Below are 20369 nucleotides of genomic sequence, written 5' to 3' on the forward strand. Positions count from 1 at the left end.
TGATTTAGGACTTTAAGGTCATTTTTTTGGGCACGGCTAAAATAGTTTTTTTGTTCTAAATATTCAATTGAAAAATGACATTTAAATAAAAAAATCCGATTGTACAGATTTTAATAAATGTACAACCGGAAGTTTATAGGATAACAATTACGCATCGTTATAATGTTGTAGTTTCAAGTTTATTTTCTTGAGCTTCGCATTGCTTTTACGACTTTTAGATTTTCATCTTTAGAAAACTTTTCATATTCAGGCGTGTTCAATCCGTAAAGCGCAATTTTTCCGTTTTCATCGTTATGAATACCCCAGCCGTAGCGTTTCGTTAAAGGCGAAGCTCGTAAACAAGCTTGTCCTTTCGAGAAAAATTGTTCTTTGGCTTCTTTATATTCTGATTTAGTCAAATCATTTTTGTCTGCAAATACCTGAAATAAAACTTCATCAGATGAATATTTATAAGGATTTTTGCTGATCATTTCAAACTCAATATTAGCAACTGTTTTATTTTCGCCTTTCATTGGCGGAATTTCTCCACGCGTTGCAGGACTATCTTCTGCAGCTTCAATAAAAGTATTTTGATAATTTGTCGTATGAACTTTCATTTTGTTAGATCATTAAATTTCTTTTAATTAGCTCTTATTCCTATGCTAAAATAATGATTTTGAACAAAAAAACTCCGATAATATATTTATCGGAGTTAATTAAAGAACAACTTTAGTGTTCGTTTTTTGATATTGTTATTTAGAAATTTCTTTCAGAACTTTTTTTCCATTTTCATTCGTCGGATCAAGTTCTACAGATTTTGAGTAATTTACAATAGCCAGTTTTTTATCTCCATCCGCTAAATAAGCTTCACCCAAACTGTCATATACATTTCCTGATTTAGGAAAAGCTTCAACATTAATTTTGAAAATTTCAATAGCTTCTTTCTTTTTACCCGTTTGCAATAATTGGTAACCGGCATTATTCATGTCACCTTCCTTAATTCCATAAGTCGGATCAGTTTTTAATTTCTTATAAGCATCTAAACCCGCAGCTGTGCCTTTTTCTTTAAAAACATCTAAAAGTTCAAGAGCCATTGATTTTTTAGGCTGATCATAGGGCTGATTGTATAAAATAGCGCGAATAGCACCATTCATTTCCCCTAAAATAGTTCCGCCCGTATTGTTCAGTAAAACAACTAAATTTTTATCAGCAGGAATGCGGGAAATGATTGTATTAAACCCGTTAATTCCTCCGCCGTGTTCTATAATTTTATATTGCTTGCCACCAATTTTTTCTTCAGATAAAAACCATCCGTATCCATAAGATTCATCACCAACCGAGATATAAGATTTAAATAGCGATTCCATTGATTTTTCTGAAAGCAATTTAGTAGTATAAAGCGCCTGATCCCAAAGATATAAATCTTCAACAGTTGAATATAAAGATCCTGCAGCATACGGAATACTCATGTCGATAAAAGACGCGTTAACAATTTTTTTGCCTTGTTTTTCATAACCGGCAGCTCTGTTTTTAAGTATAACTTCGCTATGATCAAAACCAGTATTTGCCATTTTTAAAGGTGTAAGGATTGTTTCCTGTAAATACTGCTCGTATGTTTTACCAGTAATTTTTTCAATAATATAACCCAATAAAAAGTAACCGGAATTACTGTAATTAAATTTTTCGCCCGGCGTAAAATCCAAAGGCAGTTTATTAAACGTTTTTACAAACTCTTCCGGAGTAGACGGGTTACGGCTTTTTTCTTTAAGAAAGTTTGGAACAGCAGTATAATTAGGAATTCCGGATGTATGCGTAAGCAAATGATGAATCGTTATTTTATCTCCGTTTTCTTTCGGATAATCCGCTAAATAAGTTGTGATTGGAACATCAAGTTTTAATTTTCCCTCTTCAGCCAGTTTTACAATTAAAAATGCTGTGAATTGTTTGCTTATAGAACCCAATCTAAATTTAGTGTCGGGTTGATTTGGAATGTTCCATTCCATATTAGCCTGACCAAAACCTTTTTTAAAGATAATTTTTCCGTTTTCAGCAACCAATGCCGAACCGTTAAATTGTCCGTATTCAGTATATTTACTTAAAAGAGCGTCGATTTTTTTGGCTTTATCCTGCGCAAAAATGGTGAATGTAAAAAGTTGCAGAACTAGGCAGAACGCAATTAGTTTGATAGATTTTTTCATGATTTGATTGATTTCGATTAATAAAATGATTCGTTTTTGATTGATAAATGAAACTCGCTAATAATTATATATTCAACAAGTTAAATCGAAATTACGATTTTTTTTTGAATGAATAATAGGTATAAATTATTAGACGATTGATTTATGATTTGGTTTCAAGATCAATCAGTTTTTTTTCATTTTTTTAAAGAAATGAAGATTTCCATATAAACTAAAAGGTTATTTTTTAATGCCTCTGTGTTCGTAACTCACAATTCTTTTTAGTTTCCATTCATTATCTTTTCGTTCCCAGATATGAATGAATTTTCCGGTTCCTTCAGGAATTCCATTTACATAAAAAGTGTGTTCGCCCACTTGTACGGCACCAAAATCGCCCAGTTTATCAATCGTGCATAAGTTTAATTTTCGCGTAAGTTTTTCAGTTCTGCCACATTTTGCAATTAAAGATTTCATTTCATTTTCTTTTGAAACGTTTAATCCAAAACGATCGTCGTAAAACTCAACATCATCAGCAATTATTTTTTTAAAAAGAGATGCATCACATTGGTTAAATGCAACTTCAAAAAGTAAACTGTCCATTTTGATGATTTCAGTTTTCAGAACATCCATTTTTTCAACCTCGCTGTTTGTTTGTGCTACTGCTTGTCTGCTTAGAAACAAAATAAAAAGAACTAGTATATTTATCATGGGTACCATAATTTCTTTCTTGTTAGTATTCATCTTATTTTGTTTTAGGATTTTTCTTTTTCATTTGATGATCGTAACTAAAAGATCTGGTCAGTTTCCAGACTCCATTTTGCAATAACCAAACATGAGTAAATTTCGCCGTACTGCCAGCTTTGTCTTTTTGACCGGTAGAAACTTCAAAGAATTGATGAATTCCGGTTTGTAAAGCGCCATACAGAGTGCCATTTTTAGTTAATGGATAAATTTCTGTACTTCCCGCTATTAAGTCTCTTCTAACATGGTAACTTTTACCCGAAAGGCAAATGCCTTTTTTTAAGTTACTTAAAAAAAGAGTCTTGTCGGAAATACCGTCAATGTCGTGGTAAAACTCAAAATCGTCGCTAATCAGATTTTCAAACTGTGAGATGTCACAAGTATTAAACCCAATATTAAAAAGAAGACTATCTTTTGATATAATGGTTTTATACAGTTCTGAGTTTTTTTCTTCCTGAGAAAATCCAATATGGAATTGGAAAAGTAGTATTCCAATTAAAATTGCTTTTAACCGGAAAAATGATTTGTTGTTTTTCATTTTATGATTGATTTGATTGATGATTTTGCAATATTAGTTCAATCAAAATTCAGAAAATTGTACAAATGCGAAATGTTATCTTTTTTCTGAAAGAAAATAAGAGCTTGAATTGAACATTTTTGGGGTTGTTTTTGTCACATCTTTAAACTTTTTTATAAAATGAGACTGATCAAAATACTTGTTGTAAAGTGCAACATCTGTTAAACTCAGTTTTTCTAAATCAGAATTCACCATTTGATCGACCGATTTTCTGAATTTAAGGATTTGAATATAACTTTTGATTGTAAGTCCGGTTGCTGCTTTAAATTTAATTTGAAGTAATCTTTGTGATGAAGCTAAACTTTTTCCGATTTCAGAAACATTAATTTCTTCATTGTGAAGTTTAATGAGTTGGCATATTTTTTCGACTAAATTTTTGTTTGGATTTGAAGTGTTTAAATCTTCAAAATAATGATTGATTATATTTAATAATGCTGAAATATCGCTGTTTAAATGAGTTTCAATTTGGCTTTTAAAAGGCAATTCTGTCGAATCAATTTTGATAATAGAATCCGTAAAGTTGCTCAAATCATAACTCGGAAACATCGAAAGCGTCCAGGCATGCAATTGAATTATCGTAACTTTGGTTTTAGGCTGAATATTGACCAGAACTTTATTGGTCATTTGGGAACAAAAGTAAAAACCTTCGTTCATTTCGTATTTCTTTTTGCTTGTATGAACTTCAATAGCATTTCCGCTTACAATTGCCAGATTAAAGCACCCGTTTGGCAAGACAAGTTTGTTTTCGATTACGGTCTCGCCAATACTGTTATCCAGACACCAAATTTTATTCACGAATCGTTCGCAATTTTCACTTACATAATATTCTGAATATAATTTCATAAGTTATTATGTTATGGTTTAATTGTTTAGGATTTATTTTTTACCTGTAAATAATTGTACACTTGATGTTTTATTAAACGGATCATTAAAGAAACTCATTAAAACTAAATTAAATAAATCAGGTTTTTCATAAGCACCAAAATGAGTTGCACCCGGCATTACAAAAAAGTTTGAATTGGGAATATTGTCAAATATTTCGATAGAATGTTCTAATCTGATTGCATCACGATCGCCCGACATTATCAAAACAGGACATTTTATTTTTTGAAGCTCTTTATCTGTAATATTAGGCTGTTTTGCCAGTAAGGTATACAGGTTTTTTGTGTGAGGATCTTTTGTCACTTTTAAAGTATCAAGAACCATTTGATCGATTTCGTTGTAGATTGCTTTTTTACCAGGAAATAAATTCGCGCCAAAAGTGGCCACTTTAGCCGTTTTATCAGGATAATTTATAGCCAGTAAAAGACCCAAAATACCTCCGTCACTTTGTCCCCAAATATAAGCGTTCTTGATTTTTAAGGAGTCAAGTAAAACGTTAACGTCGTCTGCCATTTGAGTATAAGTCAATTGTTTGTTTGAGGCGTCTACAGATTTTCCGTGGCCTCTGCTGTCAATAGCGATAACCTGAAATTGTTTTTTAAAATACTCAATTCTTCGGCTATGACCTTTTATTGAACCGCCATTTCCGTGAAGTAAAACTAAAGGTTGTCCGCTTCCGTAAACCTCATAATACATTTTTATGCCGTTGATTTGTTTGTAGTTTCCGGCTTCTTTATTATCTCCGTAAGGAATTTTTACTTCTGTTTGTGCAGAAGCTTTTCCAATAAGTAAGAAAATAAAAGAAAATAAGATGATTGTTTTTTTCATGATTTGATTGATGATTTTTGAAAATATGATGATTAGTCATTCTAATATTATTAGACGACAGAATTTGTGTTTTGTTTCAGTTTTAAAGATATTAATTCTAATTAAATAAATTCAGAAAAATATTCGCTCTTAATAGATTCCCATTCCTCCAAAATAATACTATAATAAACATCATCTTTACTTTTTCCTTCAGAATCAACATAATTGTTTCTAAAGACTCCTTCTTTTACAGCACCCAGTTTTTCAATAGCTCTTTGTGATTTTTTGTTTTCAAGATCGGCGCTAAATTGTATTCTTCTAAATTGAATGTTTTCGAAACCAAAGTTTAGCAATTCGTATTTGCAGGCTTTGTTTAAACCTGTTCCCTGAAATTGTTTTCCGTACCAAGTCCATCCAATTTCGCATTTTTGGCTCGCATGATTTAAATATCCGTAACGTGTGCTTCCGGCAACTTTATTGGTAACTTTATCAATAATTAAAAATGGGTAACAAATTCCGGCTGCTTTTTGTTTTAAAGTGTTTTGAATATAATTTTCAAAATCAATTTCATTGCGTACATACATTCCCATATATTTCCAGATTTCATCATCAAAAATAATTTCTTTGAGTTCGATATTTCTTTCGTTCTCAAAAGGAAGTAATAAAGCTTTTTCGTTTTCTAAAATGATGTTGGATTGTAATAGCTCGCTTTTCATTATTATTGGTTTATTTGTGTAATTAAGTTCTTTAATAATAGACGATGGCTCTCGCAAAGTCGCGAAAGCGCAAAGTATTTGTTTCACGCAGATTTCAGCAGATTTTTTTTAAATCATTTTAATTCTTTTAATCTGTGGCTAATAGAACTTTGCGATATTTTTTCGCCAGTTAACATTTGTCTATAAGCGAAAATAGACTTTTACACACTTCTAATAAATCTATAAAAATGCAAATTTGTTATGAAAATGAGTGTTGCATGAGGGATAGAGGCGGTATCCTTTTATGAAGAGAAGCGGAATAAAAGATATAGCCGAAAGCCCGACCCGCTTTTTCTGCGGGTCATGCCATGGTAAATAAGTCTTTAAATCATAAATATTTCCTTTATTTTTAAGCTCTTGTAGAATTATTACTTATTTTTACGATCTTATATTTAGATTTTTCTTGATGCAAACTTCACTAAAAATTGCCATTGTAGGTTCTGGACTTGTAGGATCACTTTTGGCAATTTATCTCAAAAAAGCAGGTCACATCGTTCATGTTTATGATCGAAGCCCTGATATTCGCAAAATAAATTTTTCTGGTCGTTCTATCAATTTAGCAATGTCAAATAGAGGCTGGAAAGCACTTGATGGAGTTGGTGTTGGCGATTCGGTGCGAGAAATCGCAATTCCGATGGACAAACGCGCGATTCATTTGGTCGATAAACTTAATTTTCAAAATTACGGACAGGAAGGCGAGTCGATTTATTCGATTTCGAGAGGAACACTTAACCGAAAAATGATTGATCTTGCTGAACAAGCAGGAGCAGAGTTTCATTTTGAGGAAAAAATCTGGGATGTAACGCTGAGCGATGCTACTTTGCATATTGGCGAAACCGAAAGAGGAGAGTGGGAAGAGCGAAAATACGATATGGTTTTTGGAGCCGATGGTGCTTTTTCGAGAATCCGTCATAGAATGCAACGCCAGAGCATGTTCAATTATTCGCAGGAATTTTTGAATATGGGTTATAAAGAATTGAATATTCCGGCAAATGCAGATGCTACACATAAATTAGATAAAAATTCTTTTCATATTTGGCCACGCGGAGAATACATGTTAATCGCGCTTCCTAATCTTGACGGAAGTTTTACGTGTACATTATTTATGCCTTTTGAAGGAGAAAATTCGTTTGCTTCGTTAACTGATCGAAAAATGGTTGAAGATTTCTTTGAGAAAAACTTCCCGGATTCGATAGAAGTTATTCCGAAACTGGCAGAAGATTTCTTTAAAAATCCAACCAGTACTTTGGTAACAATGAAATGTTTTCCGTGGACATACGAAGATAAAATTGCCTTAATTGGTGATGCTTGTCATGCGATTGTTCCGTTTTACGGACAAGGAATGAATGCCGGTTTTGAAGATATTAGCGTTTTGCAGGAAATGATTGAAAAATACGGGGATGATTGGAAAACGATTTTCTCTGAATATCAAATTTCACGCAAACCAAATGCAGATGCCATTGCAGAACTTTCGTATCGTAATTTTATGGAAATGAGTACGAAAACTGCCGATGAAAAATTCTTGCTGCAAAAGAAGATAGAAAAAGCATTCTCTGATAAATATCCGGATAAATGGATTCCGCTTTACAGTCGTGTTACATTTAGCGACCGTCCTTATGCCGAAGCTTTGGCGATTGGCGATTTTCAAAACGGAATTATGGAAGAGATTCTAAAACTAGATAATATTGAAAATATCTGGAACACTCCTGAAATCGATAATAAGATTTTGGAGTTGTTGAAAAAAGCATAATTTTTTTTTTAAAAACCATATAAGTTATATAAGTTCATTTAATATCTATGCGCAAAGCATTATATTGACTTATATAACTTATATGGTTTAATAGTTTTTTATTTTTTCAAAAATTTTGATAAAACGCCAAAAACACCTCTTATAAAGGTAGCACTTGTAACAACTTTTAGTACAGATTTTGTAACAACTTCTGTAGTGCTTGGTTCTGCTTTTGAAGATTTTGTTGGTGTTTGTTCTTCTTGTTCAGCAGCAGCCTGATTTGCAGCTGATATTTTTTTGTTTAGAATTTCATAAGCACTTTCACTATCAATTTCCTCACTGTATTTTTTTACCAATTTTGACTTATTGTTGATTTCGTCAATTTCAGTAGAAGTTAAAATATCCATTCGGCTTTGTGGAGCACGCATCATTGTTGCTACAAGCGGCGTTGGAACTCCTTTTTCGTTTAAAGCCGTAACCAAAGCTTCTCCAATTCCTAAATTCGTAAGCAATTCATCTGTTTTGTAATAAGCAGAAGTTGGGTAATTATCAGCTGTTTTTTTAATGGCTTGTCTATCATTTGCCGTAAAAGCCCTAAGAGCATGCTGAATTTTTAGTCCTAATTGCGCTAAAACGCCACTAGGCACGTCCATTGGGTTTTGCGTTACAAAATAAACGCCAACACCTTTTGAACGAATTAATTTTACAATCGTTTCAATTTGTTCTAACAATGCTTTGCTGGCTTCGTTGAAGATTAAATGTGCTTCATCAATAAAAATCACGAGTTCCGGTTGTTCCGCATCTCCTTTTTCCGGCATTTTTTGATAGATTTCGGCCAATAAACTCAACATAAAAGTCGAAAACAATTTAGGTTTATCCTGAATATCCGTCAAGCGGATGATATTTACGTAACCTTTTCCGTTTTCATCAATTCGCATCAAATCATCAGTTTCAAAAGATAACTCACCAAAAAACAAATCACCGCCTTGTTGCTCTAATTCGATTATTTTTCGAAGAATTGTTCCCGTTGTTGCAGTAGATATTTTACCATAACTTTCTGTAATTTCATCTTTTCCTTCCTCAGTAATATAATTAATGACTTTTTTAATGTCCTTTAAATCCAATAGAGGCATTTGGTTATCATCACAATATTTAAAAATAACAGAAACAACTCCGGCTTGGGTATCATTCAAATCTAAAATTCTGGAAAATAATACAGGCCCAAACTCAGAAACGGTAGCGCGCAGGCGAACTCCGTTTTGTTTAGACAATGACATTAATTCAACTGGAAATGAAGATACATTATAAGGTATGTTTATTTTAGCGTGACGTTCCGTAATAAAACCTTCTTCTTTTCCTTCTTTCGCAATACCACTAAAATCACCTTTTATATCCATCATCAGAACCGGGATTCCGGCATTTGATAACTGTTCAGAAAAAACCTGAATCGTTTTTGTCTTTCCAGTACCCGTTGCGCCTGCAATAAGTCCGTGACGGTTTAGCGTTTTTAAAGGGATTTTTACATGAGCCTCAGCAATTGGTTCACCGTCAAGTATTGCACCTCCCAGTATGATACTGTCACCCTTAGATAAATAGCCATTGTTTATATCTTGAATGAAATTGTCTTTTTTATTCATGTTTTTGTTTGTAATTTAGATGATTATAAGAGTATTACTTTGTTTTTTAACAATTTGATTACTTTTTTTTTAGTAGGAAAAAGCTTTTTTGGATTAAAAATATAATAAAAAATAATTTCGCATCTTTTTAAGAAGATATCAACGGAATCTTTGAATATTGACTAAAACGTTGTAATTTTCCCAGATTTAGCTCGTATTTTTGTTTTATCGAAAAAAGAACGTCGGCAAATTAATGAGATATTTTTTAAATTGACGTTAAATTTCCTTCAATAAAATTAAAAAAAGTTTTTTTATTTAAACTAAACGTATAAATTTGCTCCTCTACAAGTTAAATATAACTAAAAAATAAAAATTATTTAAAACTATTAAATTTAAAAAAAATGGCAAACGTTAAAGTTAAAAAAGAAAGCACTTCAAATGGAGGAGGAATGATCACTGGAATCATTATTGTAGCGTGTATTTTGGTTGGGGTGTTTATTTGGAAAGTAATCATGGGAGATGCTTCTAACTTCGAAGGTGGTAATCCTGAAACAGGTCACCCGATCAATACATTAGGGCAAGTATATAAAGGAGGATTTATTGTACCAGTATTATTAGGTATGTTTTTAATGGTTGTTGTTTTTTCTATTGAAAGATTTATCGTTATCGGTAAAGCAGCTGGAAAATCTAACTTAGATAAATTCATGAAAAGCGTTCAAGCAAGTATTAAAGAAGGAAACATCGAAGCTGCAATCGCTGCTTGTGACAAACAACAAGGTTCAGTTGCAAACGCAATTAAATCTGCTTTGATTAAATACCAAGACGTTAAAAAAGAAGGTTTCAACAGTGAAGAAGCTTCAGAAGTAATCCACAAAGAAATCGAAGAGGCAACTTCATTAGAAATGCCAATGTTAGAAAAAAATATGACTATTATCTCTACTTTAGTATCTTTAGGTACATTAGGAGGATTATTAGGAACTGTATCTGGTATGATTAAAGCGTTTGGTGCGTTAGCTTCTGCTGGAACTCCAGACCAGGCTGCTCTTGCAACAGGTATCTCTGAAGCACTTATCAACACTGCAACAGGTATCTCTACATCTATCTTAGCAATTGTTTCTTATAACTTCTTTACTGCTAAAATTGATGATTTAACTTACTCTATCGATGAGGCTGGTACTACAATCGTGAATACTTACAGAAGATTCAGAGGAAGTTTGAAACAATAATTAATTTTTGATATTAATAATTTTAATTAATTATATCAAAATAAAAATAAAAGAGAATGGCTAAAATAAAAATGAAAAAAAAGTCAACATCGACAGATATGACTGCCATGTGTGATGTTGCGTTCCTTTTGCTTACGTTCTTTATTTTGACCGCTACTGCTAAGGTGCCAGAAGCACTTCCTGTAGATATGCCTTCTTCTACTGTTCAAAGTAAATTACCAGATTCAGATTTGGCGATTATTACGATAGGTAAAGGAGAAGACGGAAAAAGCAAAGTGTTTTTTGACATTAAAGGAAGAGAGATTCGTAAAAGAACTCTTGAAGGAATGGGTGCAAAATTCGGTGTGACTTTTTCAGAAGATGATAAAACTAAATTTGCTTTAATGGATGACTTCGGTGTTCCGGTAGCAGAATTGAAAAGTATCATTGCGATGAAAGCTGCTGATAGAGTTAAAGCGGACCAAGGTGGAATTCCAATCGATTCTTTAGATAATCAATTAAAAGAATGGTTGTTAGTTTCAAGAAGAGCTGCAATTGACCTTGATGATAAAGAATTACAAATTGCCATTAAGGGTGATGCTAAAGAACAATATCCACAAATCAAAAAGATTATGGATATTTTACAAGATCAAAAAATCAATTCCTTTAACTTAGTTACTGGTATGAGAGGAAAAGACTTTTAATTAAAAAAGATACACTAAAATGGCTGAATTAAATACCGGCGACGGTGGTGGCGGAAAAGGTGGTAAAGTAAGAAGTAAAAAGCAAAACTCAAAAGTCGATTTAACAGCGATGGTAGATTTAGCTTTCTTATTGATCACATTCTTTATGTTAACCACATCGTTGTCAAAACCTCAATCGATGGATTTGTCATTGCCAGATAAAGACGATGATCCTACTAAAAATAAAGATATTAAGGTAGATGAGAATCGTACGATGACAGTAATATTAGGGGAAAATAATAAAATGATTTATTATATGGGATTATTAGCGTCTCCTATTGCGGGACCTAAGGATATTGCATATGGTAAAGATGGTATACGTAGAGAAGTTCTGAAAAGAAAAAAATCAGTTTTAGAATATTCTGCTACACAAGGGAAACCTAAAAACGGAATCATCGTTATTATCAAACCAACTAAAAAATCAACGTATCGTAATTTAGTTGATATGTTGGATGAAATGGCGATTGCTGGAGTAGATACTTATGCAATTGTTCCTGAGTTTTCGCCAGAAGAAACTAAATTGATAGATCCAACTGGAACAGGTTCTACTAACACAGCAGATCCTGCTAAATAAGAGATATCTTGTTTTTAACATCCTAATAATCAAGAAAAATGAAGTTAGATATTATAAAAAATCAGTGGCTTGATATCGTATTCGAAGGACGTAATAAGATATATGGTGCATACGAGTTAAGAAAAGCAAACACTAAAACAACGGTAAAAGCACTTATCATTGGTTCAGTTATTTTTGCTGTAGCTGTAGCAGCTCCTCTTATTGCAAGTTTTTTGCCAGATTCTGGTGAAGATGATGTGAATAATGATATTAAGATTGCGACAGTAAAATTACCTCCTAAAAAAGAGGAAGTAAAGCCTAACCAACCGCCACCTCCGCCGCCGCCGCCAAAAGTGGATCAGGTGAAATTCGTGAAACCGGTTGTTGCTAAGGCTAATGAAGTTACTGAAGATCCTCCGAAAATTGAGGAACTTAAAGACAAAAAAGTTGGTTCTGAAACTATTAAAGGAGATCCGGATGCAGTTTTAACTGTTGATGAGCCAGTAGGTACTGGAACTGCTGCAGTAGTAGAAGAAGATAACCAAGTATATAACACAGCTGGTATCGAAGTAAAACCAGATTTCCCTGGAGGAATTGAGAAATTCTACAAATTCGTAGGAAACAATTACAAGACTCCGGAAGAAGAAGGTTTAAAAGGTAAAGTGTATGTTACTTTTGTAGTTGAAAAAGACGGTTCATTAACCGACATTAAAGTTTTAAGGGATATCGGTTACGGTACAGGAGCAGAAGCAATTCGTGTTCTTAAAAAATGTCCAAAATGGACTCCCGGCGAGCAAAATGGTAAAAAAGTTAGGGTTCTTTACTCTCTGCCTATTACGATTCAATCTGCAGAATAATGTTAAAAGATATGCTTAATAATATTCAGAAGAAATCGCTCAAAGAGCGATTTCTTCTTGTTTTAGGAATACTGTTTTTTTTAATATATCTTGTACTAGGTTTAATGATAATGTTTTGGAAAAAACTACCATTAGATATGGAACCTAAATACAGATATGCTTTCGGAGGTTTGCTAATCGTGTATTCAGCAATACGTTTTTTGCGATTAATTAATTCAAATACAGAATAATTATGTTGAAATATGGTAAAGTCTTCGGATTGGTTGTTTTTGTCTTTTTGTTTGCCATGTGTAACCAAAAAAGCAAAAACGATCCAGGAAATGAGACAATTTTAAAAGGATCTATTGATATTACAGTAGATGAAACTGTAAAGCCTATTGTTGATGATCAGGTTGCTGTGTTTGAAGGAACTTACTATGGAGCGAAAATTTCTGTAAAACCTAAATCTGAAGCAGAGCTTATAAATGATCTGTTAAATCAAAAAACCAAAGTAGTTATAACTACCAGGGATTTGACGAAAGAAGAAATAAGCAGATTTGAAAAAAGTAAAATTAATCCACGAGTAACGCCGTTTGCCACAGATGCAATTGCTTTTATTTCAAACAAAAGCAATAATGATACATTAATTGCGTTGAAAACTGTAATTGATTTTATGCAGGGTAAAGCTAATACCAGAATTAAAGGTCTTGTTTTCGATAACCCAAATTCAAGTACTGTCCGTTATATGAAGGAACTTGCTAAAGTAAAAGATATTCCTGCAAAAGGTGTTTTTTCTTTTAAAAATAACGATGAAGTTATTAAATTTGTTTCTGAAAATGATGGAATGATTGGCGTAGTTGGCGTAAATTGGTTATCACAACCTTCGCCAAATATGGGTGATATTATTAAAAAGATTAATGTTTTGGGTGTAAAAGGCCTAAAGGACGACAAATATTACAGCCCAACTCAAAATGACCTGGCCGAAGCAAAATATCCTTTGGCACGTGATTTGTTTATCATAAATTGTCAGGGTTATTCTGGCTTAGGAATGGGCTTTGCTTCATTCATTGCCGGAGACATAGGACAACGAATTGTTTTAAAATCCGGATTACTTCCTGTAAGGGTTCCGGGAAGAAAGCTAAAAATTAGAAGTCAAATTATAAACGATAAAGAATAAATTAATTACAATAGAGATGAATAAATTTAAAATTTTCAGTCTTGCCTTAGTTGCTTCAGTTTCTGTTGCAAAAGCGCAAGATATAAACCAAGCCAAAAAGGCAATTGATGCAGAACAATTTGAAAAAGCTAAATCTTTGCTAAAATCAATTATCAAAGCAAAACCATCTGACGGTGAAGCTAATTTTGTTTTAGGTAATATATATCTAAATCAAACTATAATTGATTCTGCTAAAATTTATTACTTAAACGGAATTGAAGCTGCTGACAAGAAAAACTTAAATTATATTGGACTTGGTCAATTAGATCTTGATAGTAAAAATACTGCTGGAGCTCAGGCAAATTTTGCTTTAGCAACAAAAGATATCAAACGTAAAGATGTAAATGAATTTATTTACATTGGTAAAGCTTATATAAATTCTGTAAATCCAGATTATAAAAGTGCAATCGCAAGTGTACAAAAAGCTTTAGCTATAGAACCACAAAATGCTCAGGCACTTTTAACAATTGGAGACGCTTATTACGGAGCAAACAATCAAAATGATGCTTACAAAGCATATCGTGATGCATTTACTGCAGATCCAACTCTTTTAAGAGCAAAAATGCAATTAGGGGTTTTATTAAAAGGAGCTAAATCATATGATGAAGCAATTAAATCTTTTAATGAAGTTATCGCTTTAGATGCTAATTACGGACCTGTTTACAGAGAATTAGCTGAAACATATTACAAATGGGCTAGAAATAAACCTTCTACAAGACAAGTAAATTATCAAAAAGCAATTACTAATTACGAGAAATACTTAAGTCTTACAGATTATTCTATTCATTCAAGAATGCGTCATGCGGATTTCTTAATCTTAGTTGAAGATTATAAAGCTTTAGAAGCAGAAGCGAATAAAATGATTGAATTAGATAAAGTGAATCCTAGAATTTACAGATATTTAGGATATTCTGCTTATGAAAACGGTAACTATGATGTTGCTATCAAATCATTAGAAGATTTTGTTAAAGTGCCTACAAATAAAGCAATTGCAAAAGATTATTTATATTTAGGACTTGCTAAAATTAAAAAAGGAAGTAATGCTGAAGGTGTTGTAGATCCTGCTGCTTTTGACGCTGGTTTAGCTGAAATCAAAACAGCAATTGCTATGGAACCTTTAGTAGTTGAAGATCTTGGTGACTTTGGAAAAGAATTGTTTACTAAAAAACAATATGTTCAGGCTGCTACACTTTATGAATTTGCAGCGAACACTGCAGAATCAAAAAATTATTTGAACGATAATGTATACTACGGTATTTCACTTTATTATGCAAATGCTAATAAACCAAAAGGAACTTCTGATGCTGCTGCTTTAGCGAAAGCTGATGCTGCTTTTGATAGAGTTTTGGTTGCTTCTCCTACTTATGATGAAGCTTACTTATATAAAGGAAGAATCAACAACTTGTTAGAGAAAGACGATTTAATTATTAAAAACTACGAAGAGTATGTAGCTAAAACAACTGCTAAAGGAGCAGAAGAATTAGCTAAGCCTGCAACAGTTAAAAAAATAGTTGAAGCTTACAATAGTATTGGTGCAAGTTATGCTAACACAGACAAAGCTAAGGCAATTGAATATTTCAATAAATCTTTAGTTTTAGATCCTGCAAATGCTTATGCTACACAATCTGTGAAAGCTTTAAAATAAGATTAGTTTTCTACTAAATATAAAACGGATAGTTCTTTGAACTATCCGTTTTTTTTTGTTCCGTATTTAAATGACTATCTTTGCACTTTAAAATGAAGTAATGTTATCAAAAGAAATACAATTAGAAGTAAATAAGGGAGCCATGTTGCCTTTGATGGAAGAATTTTACACCATTCAGGGAGAAGGCTTTCATACAGGAACTGCCGCTTACTTTATACGAATTGGAGGTTGTGACGTAGGTTGTCACTGGTGTGATGTAAAGGAAAGTTGGAATGCAGAATTGCATCCGCCAACAAGTGTTGATTTAATTGTAAAAAATGCTTCAACTTATGCTGATACTGTTGTAATAACGGGAGGTGAGCCATTAACATGGGATATGACTTTTTTAACACAACAATTAAAAGATAAAAATTTAAAAGTTCATATTGAAACTTCCGGTGCTTATCCGCTTACAGGAACTTGGGATTGGATTTGTCTTTCGCCTAAAAAAAATAAATTACCAACTCAAACCGTATATGATAATGCGCATGAGTTAAAAGTGATTATTTACAACAAACACGATTTTATTTTTGCAGAAGAACAAGCTGAACTCGTAAATGAAAATGCTATTTTGTTTCTTCAGCCAGAATGGAGTAAAAAAGAAGAAATGACTCCGTTAATTGTTGATTATGTTATGAATAATCCAAAATGGCGAGTTTCATTACAAACTCATAAGTATTTAAATATCCCATAAAAGATAAAATCAAAAAAGCCTATTCGTTAAGAATAGGCTTTTTTGATTTCGTATACATTATACTTATAAAAGGAAATACTATACTTATTGCCAGTTTTTATATTTTTTCAAATTGGTAATATGAGCCAGGTGATGTTCCCCATGCCAGGCATAACTCCCTATAATTTGTTTGATTTTATATTCTGAATTATTTTCTGGATGAATAAATGATTTTTCAAGTTCAGCTGGAGAAAGATTCTTCATAAGATATGCCAGTCTAAAATGCAATCCTTCCAATAATAATAGAGTTGGCTCAATCGGCATATTTAAATTATCAGGTAATTCAGCCCATAAAGTCTCGTCATAAGCCTTAATTACTGGATTGTTTTCCGTCAAAGCCCATTTTAATCTTATAAAACAATTCATATGGCTTTCTGCACAATGATGAATTACTTGACGAATAGTCCATCCGCCTGGTCTGTAAGGAGTGCCAAGTTGTTCATTTGTCAAGTAAAATGTTTCTTTTTTTAATCTTTTAGGAAAAGATTCGATGGTTTCGATTTTATCAGCAATATAATTAGTTGTATATACTGTCGGAATTTCGAATTTTCCTATCGGATATTTTAATTTTTCTAAATCTAATTCTTCCATGATTCTTAATTTTTTAATTTAAATCGAAAGTTTAGCTAAATAATCATAATGTTCTCCCTCTAAAATAAGTTCGCATTTTAATCCATTTGCAATTGCAGCATTTTGTAGCGTATTATAATCTAAATAAAGCCAGTCAAAAGTTTCCTCCTTTTCGCCTTTATAGGAAATATTAAAAGTAAGCTCTCCATAATAATCATTATTCGATGGAATCCATTTTCCGCCGTCTTCATCTTCATCAAACATATAAATAATATCAGAACTGTCTAATAAAATTTGACCACCTGTGCTTAGTAATGATTTTAATTTAGATAAAAAGCTATTGCAATTTTCCAGCTTCCCAAAAATACCAACCCCATTCATCAATAATAAAATGGTGTCAAATTTCTCCCCTTCTAAATCTAGTAAATTCTGTACTTTGGCGTTTTTCACACCTCGAAGTTTACAAGTTTCGATAGCTTTTTCAGAAATATCGATAGATGTAACATCCAAATTACGATCATTTTGCAACGATAAACTATGACTTCCCGCACCACATCCAACATCTAAAATTTTTCCATTAGCTAATTGCAATGCTTTTTGTTCGATTTTAGGCATTTCGTTATAAGCACGAAATAAATAAGCAACACTCATTTCGTCTTCTTCAGAAATTGAAGTTTCAGTAATAATATCTTGAGGTGAATTATTGGTCTGGAAATCATACATAGCTTTCCCAAAAAGATCTTTCATCGTAATTTAGTTCAAAGTTTAAGGTTTCAAGTTCAAAGTTGTTTAATTTTGCAGATCACTTAAACTTTAAACTTGAAACAGATTTTAAATAACTTAAATAAGTTAGCCAAAGATAAGCATATCGAAAACAAAAAGTATTTTGATAAGCTGAAAAAGAAACAACCTAAGAATTTAGATTACGTTATGCAGGATTTGCATGATGCCGAATTTAAAAAAACAGATTGTTTGCAATGTGCCAATTGTTGTAAAACGACCGGGCCGTTATTTACTTTGGCGGATATTGAAAGAATTTCAAAATCCTTCAGACAAAAACCACAACAGTTTATCGAGCAGTATCTTCGAATCGATGAAGACAAAGACTATGTTTTACAAAGTGTTCCTTGCACTTTTTTAGATAATGAAAATTACTGCATGATTTATGATGTTCGTCCAAAAGCCTGCAGAGAATTTCCGCATACAGATCGAAAAAAGTTTCATCAAATTACAGACCTTACTTTAAAAAATGTCGCAATCTGTCCTGCAGCTTATAATATAGTTGAAGAAATGAAGAAGAAACTTCCTTTATAGATACTTAAATATTATGCAATTATTTTTAGGAACAATTCTTTTTTGGTTTTTTAAATGTAATTTTGAATATACCAATGTAAACTCAACTAATAAATCAACATAAGACCAATCATAATTTGAATTTAGAATATTTTATAGCTAAAAGACTTATCACTGCTAAAAATTACAAAAGCAGTATTTCAGCACCAATTATCAAAATTGCCATTTCGGCTATTGCGATTGGTATTATTATGATGTTAGTTTCGGTAGCAACCGGAATTGGATTACAGAAAAAAATACGCGATAAAGTTTCAGCTTTCAACGGTCAGATCATTATTTCGAATTATGACAACAATAATTCAGATGTAACATTAGTTTCTATTTCTAAAAAACAAGATTTTTATCCCAATTTCAAATCAGTTCCAGAAGTAAGCCATATTCAGGCTATCGCAAGTAAAGCCGGAATCATAAGAACTGAAAATGCTTTTGAGGGGATAATTTTCAAAGGAGTAGGAGCAGATTACGATTGGAATAATATTAGAGAATATTTAGTAGAAGGCAAATTGCCCGATTTTTCAAAATCCTTAAACGAAGAAGTTATAATTTCAAAATTTCTTGCTAACCGGCTTAATTTAAAAGTAGGAGATAATTTCAATACTTTTTTTATCAAAGAAGAGCAAGGAAAAATGCCAAATAGTCGCCGATTCAAAATTACAGGCATTTTTAATTCAGGTTTTCAGGATTTCGATGCTACATATATAATAGGAGACATTCGTCATATTCAGAAAATCAATAAATGGTCACCGGATCAAGTCGGAGCCTTCGAAGTTTTTGTAAAAGACTTTAATAATATTAAATCGACAGGTAATCAAATCTACGAGCAAACATCATCAAGTTTAGATACCAAAACCATAATTGAGAAATACAGTTATATTTTTGACTGGCTACAGCTTTTCGATTTCAACATAATCGTTATTCTCGCTGTCATGATTTCAGTAGCAACTATAAATATGATAGTAGCTTTATTAGTTCTTATTTTAGAACGTACACAAATGATAGGAATTCTGAAAGCAATGGGAGCAAATAACTGGACAGTCCGCAAAATATTTTTATACAATGCTTTTTATCTTATTTTCAGAGGACTCTTTTGGGGTAATGTAATTGGGATTACGCTATTGTTAATTCAGCAACAATTTGGAATCGTTAAACTCAATCCTGAAAATTACTACGTTAACGAAGCTCCGGTATATATAAATTGGGGTTATGTGGTTTTACTGAATTTGCTAACAGTCACAGTTTGTTTTTTAGTGCTTTTAATTCCTTCCTATATAATAACGAAGATTTCTCCTGTAAAGGCTATCCGTTTCGATTAAGCTATATTTCAAGAATAAAATTTTCATTTTCAAACCCGACAGTTTTTAAAACCTGTCGGGTTTGTTTTTGTTACCTAATATATAAGAGCAAAATTATATAGTATTCGTTGGTAGAAGCCTTTTTATAATTTGAGTTAATGCGGAGCTTATTCCTGCTATCCGTTCCAATCTTTTGCTTTTGAAAAAAAGCAAAAGGATTTCCACTGCTATCAGGGCTAGGGGGAGTAGTTCTCAGAATAAGCATTCCTTATATATGAGTAAAAAAAGCCTTTTTAAAAACGGCAAGCCCATGAAAGCATACTTCAAAGGCTGGTAAACCATTAAAAACGGATAATGAGGTTATGAAAATAGAGGTTGTCGGGTCTTGATCAGAAAAGCAATTGTATTGCGAAACCCATAAAAAAGGAGGTTTTGGAAAGGGGTGTATTGTGAAAACGATAATGCGCCAAGGATTTTTCTGATAAATGACAAAAAAGGGGTTGATGTAAAACTTGTGTTATCAGTGAGTTAAGAAAAACTTATAAAAAAGATTAAAAATACTTTAAAAAAGGTATTGTTTAACTGAATAAACTAGCTACTTTTGCACCCGCAACAGCGACAGACGTTCTTTTAAATACTGACAGGCAAATAAATCAAAATGAAAATAAATTTTCAAAAAAAGATTAAAAAAAGCTTGTGAGATTTGAAAACAGATGTTACATTTGCACCCCGCAAAACACGGAAGTTCATTGATAGATTGGTAAGGAAAAAGAAGAAAACGAGACGAAAAAAAAGTTTCAAAAAAACTTTAAAAAATCCTTGCTAATTAAAAAAGAAGTTGTAGTTTTGCACCCGCTTTGAAACACAAGCGAAACAAATTGAAACACGTTCGTAGACATATTGAATTGACAGCCGTTTTAA

Annotated in this window: 21 protein-coding genes; 11 read left to right on the forward strand and 10 right to left on the reverse strand. The window is 32.3% G+C overall.

Annotated elements, in window-relative coordinates; all coding sequences use genetic code 11:
* Positions 1 to 179: 179 nt before the first annotated feature.
* From GKZ86_RS16075 to GKZ86_RS16105, 7 genes are all read right to left on the reverse strand, one after another.
* A complete protein-coding gene (locus tag GKZ86_RS16075) occupies positions 180 to 596 on the reverse strand; it encodes a DUF6157 family protein (RefSeq protein WP_154784089.1) in 417 nt (138 codons plus the stop codon).
* A 135-nt stretch (positions 597 to 731) separates the two neighbouring features.
* Positions 732 to 2177 (reverse strand): serine hydrolase domain-containing protein, encoded by a 1446-nt coding sequence (locus GKZ86_RS16080; protein ID WP_154784090.1) that lies wholly within the window; start codon positions 2175 to 2177, stop codon positions 732 to 734.
* 219 nt (positions 2178 to 2396) lie between these two features.
* Positions 2397 to 2897, reverse strand: coding sequence for a nuclear transport factor 2 family protein (locus tag GKZ86_RS16085; RefSeq protein ID WP_228526585.1), 501 nt, complete (start codon positions 2895 to 2897; stop codon positions 2397 to 2399).
* A 1-nt stretch (position 2898) separates the two neighbouring features.
* A complete protein-coding gene (locus GKZ86_RS16090) occupies positions 2899 to 3435 on the reverse strand; it encodes a nuclear transport factor 2 family protein (protein WP_154784091.1) in 537 nt (178 codons plus the stop codon).
* A 75-nt stretch (positions 3436 to 3510) separates the two neighbouring features.
* Positions 3511 to 4317, reverse strand: a complete 807-nt coding sequence (locus GKZ86_RS16095) for an AraC family transcriptional regulator (protein ID WP_154784092.1) — start codon at positions 4315 to 4317, stop codon at positions 3511 to 3513.
* A 33-nt stretch (positions 4318 to 4350) separates the two neighbouring features.
* On the reverse strand, positions 4351 to 5184 hold the full coding sequence (locus GKZ86_RS16100; RefSeq protein ID WP_154784093.1) for an alpha/beta fold hydrolase: 834 nt from the start codon (positions 5182 to 5184) through the stop codon (positions 4351 to 4353).
* 101 nt (positions 5185 to 5285) lie between these two features.
* Positions 5286 to 5879 (reverse strand): GNAT family N-acetyltransferase, encoded by a 594-nt coding sequence (locus GKZ86_RS16105; protein ID WP_154784094.1) that lies wholly within the window; start codon positions 5877 to 5879, stop codon positions 5286 to 5288.
* Positions 5880 to 6324: 445 nt separating this feature from the next.
* On the opposite strand from GKZ86_RS16105, the gene GKZ86_RS16110 reads away from it, so the two are divergent.
* A complete protein-coding gene (locus GKZ86_RS16110; protein ID WP_154784095.1) occupies positions 6325 to 7668 on the forward strand; it encodes an NAD(P)/FAD-dependent oxidoreductase in 1344 nt (447 codons plus the stop codon).
* Between the two features lie 98 nt (positions 7669 to 7766).
* Here the strand turns inward: GKZ86_RS16110 and GKZ86_RS16115 are convergent, their stop codons facing one another.
* Positions 7767 to 9284 (reverse strand): helicase HerA-like domain-containing protein, encoded by a 1518-nt coding sequence (locus GKZ86_RS16115; RefSeq protein ID WP_154784096.1) that lies wholly within the window; start codon positions 9282 to 9284, stop codon positions 7767 to 7769.
* A gap of 380 nt (positions 9285 to 9664) precedes the next feature.
* Here GKZ86_RS16115 and GKZ86_RS16120 point away from each other — a divergent pair, with 380 nt between their 5' ends.
* The 8 genes from GKZ86_RS16120 (at position 9665) to GKZ86_RS16155 (ending at position 16194) form a co-directional block, all read left to right on the forward strand.
* Complete coding sequence (locus GKZ86_RS16120; RefSeq protein WP_154784097.1) at positions 9665 to 10489, forward strand: MotA/TolQ/ExbB proton channel family protein; 825 nt, start codon at positions 9665 to 9667, stop codon at positions 10487 to 10489.
* A gap of 56 nt (positions 10490 to 10545) precedes the next feature.
* The gene (locus GKZ86_RS16125) at positions 10546 to 11172 is read left to right on the forward strand and encodes a biopolymer transporter ExbD (protein WP_154784098.1); all 627 of its coding nucleotides are present in this window, start codon (positions 10546 to 10548) and stop codon (positions 11170 to 11172) included.
* Between the two features lie 19 nt (positions 11173 to 11191).
* Positions 11192 to 11785, forward strand: a complete 594-nt coding sequence (locus GKZ86_RS16130; protein ID WP_154784099.1) for a biopolymer transporter ExbD — start codon at positions 11192 to 11194, stop codon at positions 11783 to 11785.
* A gap of 38 nt (positions 11786 to 11823) precedes the next feature.
* Positions 11824 to 12621 (forward strand): energy transducer TonB, encoded by a 798-nt coding sequence (locus tag GKZ86_RS16135; protein WP_154784100.1) that lies wholly within the window; start codon positions 11824 to 11826, stop codon positions 12619 to 12621.
* Positions 12621 to 12851, forward strand: coding sequence for a hypothetical protein (locus GKZ86_RS25465; RefSeq protein ID WP_154784101.1), 231 nt, complete (start codon positions 12621 to 12623; stop codon positions 12849 to 12851). The genes GKZ86_RS16135 and GKZ86_RS25465 overlap by 1 nt, the downstream gene beginning before the upstream one ends.
* Positions 12852 to 12853: 2 nt before the next feature.
* The gene (locus GKZ86_RS16145; protein WP_154784102.1) at positions 12854 to 13777 is read left to right on the forward strand and encodes a PstS family phosphate ABC transporter substrate-binding protein; all 924 of its coding nucleotides are present in this window, start codon (positions 12854 to 12856) and stop codon (positions 13775 to 13777) included.
* 16 nt (positions 13778 to 13793) lie between these two features.
* Positions 13794 to 15461 carry a tetratricopeptide repeat protein gene (locus tag GKZ86_RS16150; protein WP_154784103.1) on the forward strand — a complete coding sequence of 556 codons (1668 nt, stop codon included), beginning with the start codon at positions 13794 to 13796 and terminating at the stop codon, positions 15459 to 15461.
* A 100-nt stretch (positions 15462 to 15561) separates the two neighbouring features.
* Positions 15562 to 16194, forward strand: a complete 633-nt coding sequence (locus GKZ86_RS16155) for a 7-carboxy-7-deazaguanine synthase QueE (protein ID WP_154784104.1) — start codon at positions 15562 to 15564, stop codon at positions 16192 to 16194.
* A gap of 84 nt (positions 16195 to 16278) precedes the next feature.
* Here GKZ86_RS16155 and GKZ86_RS16160 read toward each other — a convergent pair whose 3' ends face one another.
* A complete protein-coding gene (locus tag GKZ86_RS16160; protein ID WP_154784105.1) occupies positions 16279 to 16824 on the reverse strand; it encodes a YfiT family bacillithiol transferase in 546 nt (181 codons plus the stop codon).
* An 18-nt stretch (positions 16825 to 16842) separates the two neighbouring features.
* The gene (locus GKZ86_RS16165; RefSeq protein WP_154784106.1) at positions 16843 to 17550 is read right to left on the reverse strand and encodes a bifunctional 2-polyprenyl-6-hydroxyphenol methylase/3-demethylubiquinol 3-O-methyltransferase UbiG; all 708 of its coding nucleotides are present in this window, start codon (positions 17548 to 17550) and stop codon (positions 16843 to 16845) included.
* Between the two features lie 72 nt (positions 17551 to 17622).
* Here GKZ86_RS16165 and GKZ86_RS16170 point away from each other — a divergent pair, with 72 nt between their 5' ends.
* Together GKZ86_RS16170 and GKZ86_RS16175 are read left to right on the forward strand one after the other, a co-directional pair.
* On the forward strand, positions 17623 to 18117 hold the full coding sequence (locus GKZ86_RS16170) for a YkgJ family cysteine cluster protein (protein WP_154784107.1): 495 nt from the start codon (positions 17623 to 17625) through the stop codon (positions 18115 to 18117).
* 116 nt (positions 18118 to 18233) lie between these two features.
* Positions 18234 to 19469, forward strand: a complete 1236-nt coding sequence (locus tag GKZ86_RS16175) for an ABC transporter permease (protein WP_154784108.1) — start codon at positions 18234 to 18236, stop codon at positions 19467 to 19469.
* Positions 19470 to 20369: the final 900 nt, after the last annotated feature.

Origin of the sequence: Flavobacterium sp. LC2016-13 (assembly GCF_009707955.1) — a bacterium.
GTDB lineage: Bacteria > Bacteroidota > Bacteroidia > Flavobacteriales > Flavobacteriaceae > Flavobacterium.

What these genes read in the sequence shown, in the direction of transcription:
- GKZ86_RS16075 (WP_154784089.1), bottom strand. Translation starts at nt 596, where the DNA reads ATGAAAGTTCATACGACAAATTATCAAAATACTTTTATTGAAGCTGCA.
- GKZ86_RS16080 (WP_154784090.1), bottom strand. Translation starts at nt 2,177, where the DNA reads ATGAAAAAATCTATCAAACTAATTGCGTTCTGCCTAGTTCTGCAACTT.
- GKZ86_RS16085 (WP_228526585.1), bottom strand. Translation starts at nt 2,897, where the DNA reads ATGAATACTAACAAGAAAGAAATTATGGTACCCATGATAAATATACTA.
- GKZ86_RS16090 (WP_154784091.1), bottom strand. Translation starts at nt 3,435, where the DNA reads ATGAAAAACAACAAATCATTTTTCCGGTTAAAAGCAATTTTAATTGGA.
- GKZ86_RS16095 (WP_154784092.1), bottom strand. Translation starts at nt 4,317, where the DNA reads ATGAAATTATATTCAGAATATTATGTAAGTGAAAATTGCGAACGATTC.
- GKZ86_RS16100 (WP_154784093.1), bottom strand. Translation starts at nt 5,184, where the DNA reads ATGAAAAAAACAATCATCTTATTTTCTTTTATTTTCTTACTTATTGGA.
- GKZ86_RS16105 (WP_154784094.1), bottom strand. Translation starts at nt 5,879, where the DNA reads ATGAAAAGCGAGCTATTACAATCCAACATCATTTTAGAAAACGAAAAA.
- GKZ86_RS16110 (WP_154784095.1), top strand. Translation starts at nt 6,325, where the DNA reads ATGCAAACTTCACTAAAAATTGCCATTGTAGGTTCTGGACTTGTAGGA.
- GKZ86_RS16115 (WP_154784096.1), bottom strand. Translation starts at nt 9,284, where the DNA reads ATGAATAAAAAAGACAATTTCATTCAAGATATAAACAATGGCTATTTA.
- GKZ86_RS16120 (WP_154784097.1), top strand. Translation starts at nt 9,665, where the DNA reads ATGGCAAACGTTAAAGTTAAAAAAGAAAGCACTTCAAATGGAGGAGGA.
- GKZ86_RS16125 (WP_154784098.1), top strand. Translation starts at nt 10,546, where the DNA reads ATGGCTAAAATAAAAATGAAAAAAAAGTCAACATCGACAGATATGACT.
- GKZ86_RS16130 (WP_154784099.1), top strand. Translation starts at nt 11,192, where the DNA reads ATGGCTGAATTAAATACCGGCGACGGTGGTGGCGGAAAAGGTGGTAAA.
- GKZ86_RS16135 (WP_154784100.1), top strand. Translation starts at nt 11,824, where the DNA reads ATGAAGTTAGATATTATAAAAAATCAGTGGCTTGATATCGTATTCGAA.
- GKZ86_RS25465 (WP_154784101.1), top strand. Translation starts at nt 12,621, where the DNA reads ATGTTAAAAGATATGCTTAATAATATTCAGAAGAAATCGCTCAAAGAG.
- GKZ86_RS16145 (WP_154784102.1), top strand. Translation starts at nt 12,854, where the DNA reads ATGTTGAAATATGGTAAAGTCTTCGGATTGGTTGTTTTTGTCTTTTTG.
- GKZ86_RS16150 (WP_154784103.1), top strand. Translation starts at nt 13,794, where the DNA reads ATGAATAAATTTAAAATTTTCAGTCTTGCCTTAGTTGCTTCAGTTTCT.
- GKZ86_RS16155 (WP_154784104.1), top strand. Translation starts at nt 15,562, where the DNA reads ATGTTATCAAAAGAAATACAATTAGAAGTAAATAAGGGAGCCATGTTG.
- GKZ86_RS16160 (WP_154784105.1), bottom strand. Translation starts at nt 16,824, where the DNA reads ATGGAAGAATTAGATTTAGAAAAATTAAAATATCCGATAGGAAAATTC.
- GKZ86_RS16165 (WP_154784106.1), bottom strand. Translation starts at nt 17,550, where the DNA reads ATGAAAGATCTTTTTGGGAAAGCTATGTATGATTTCCAGACCAATAAT.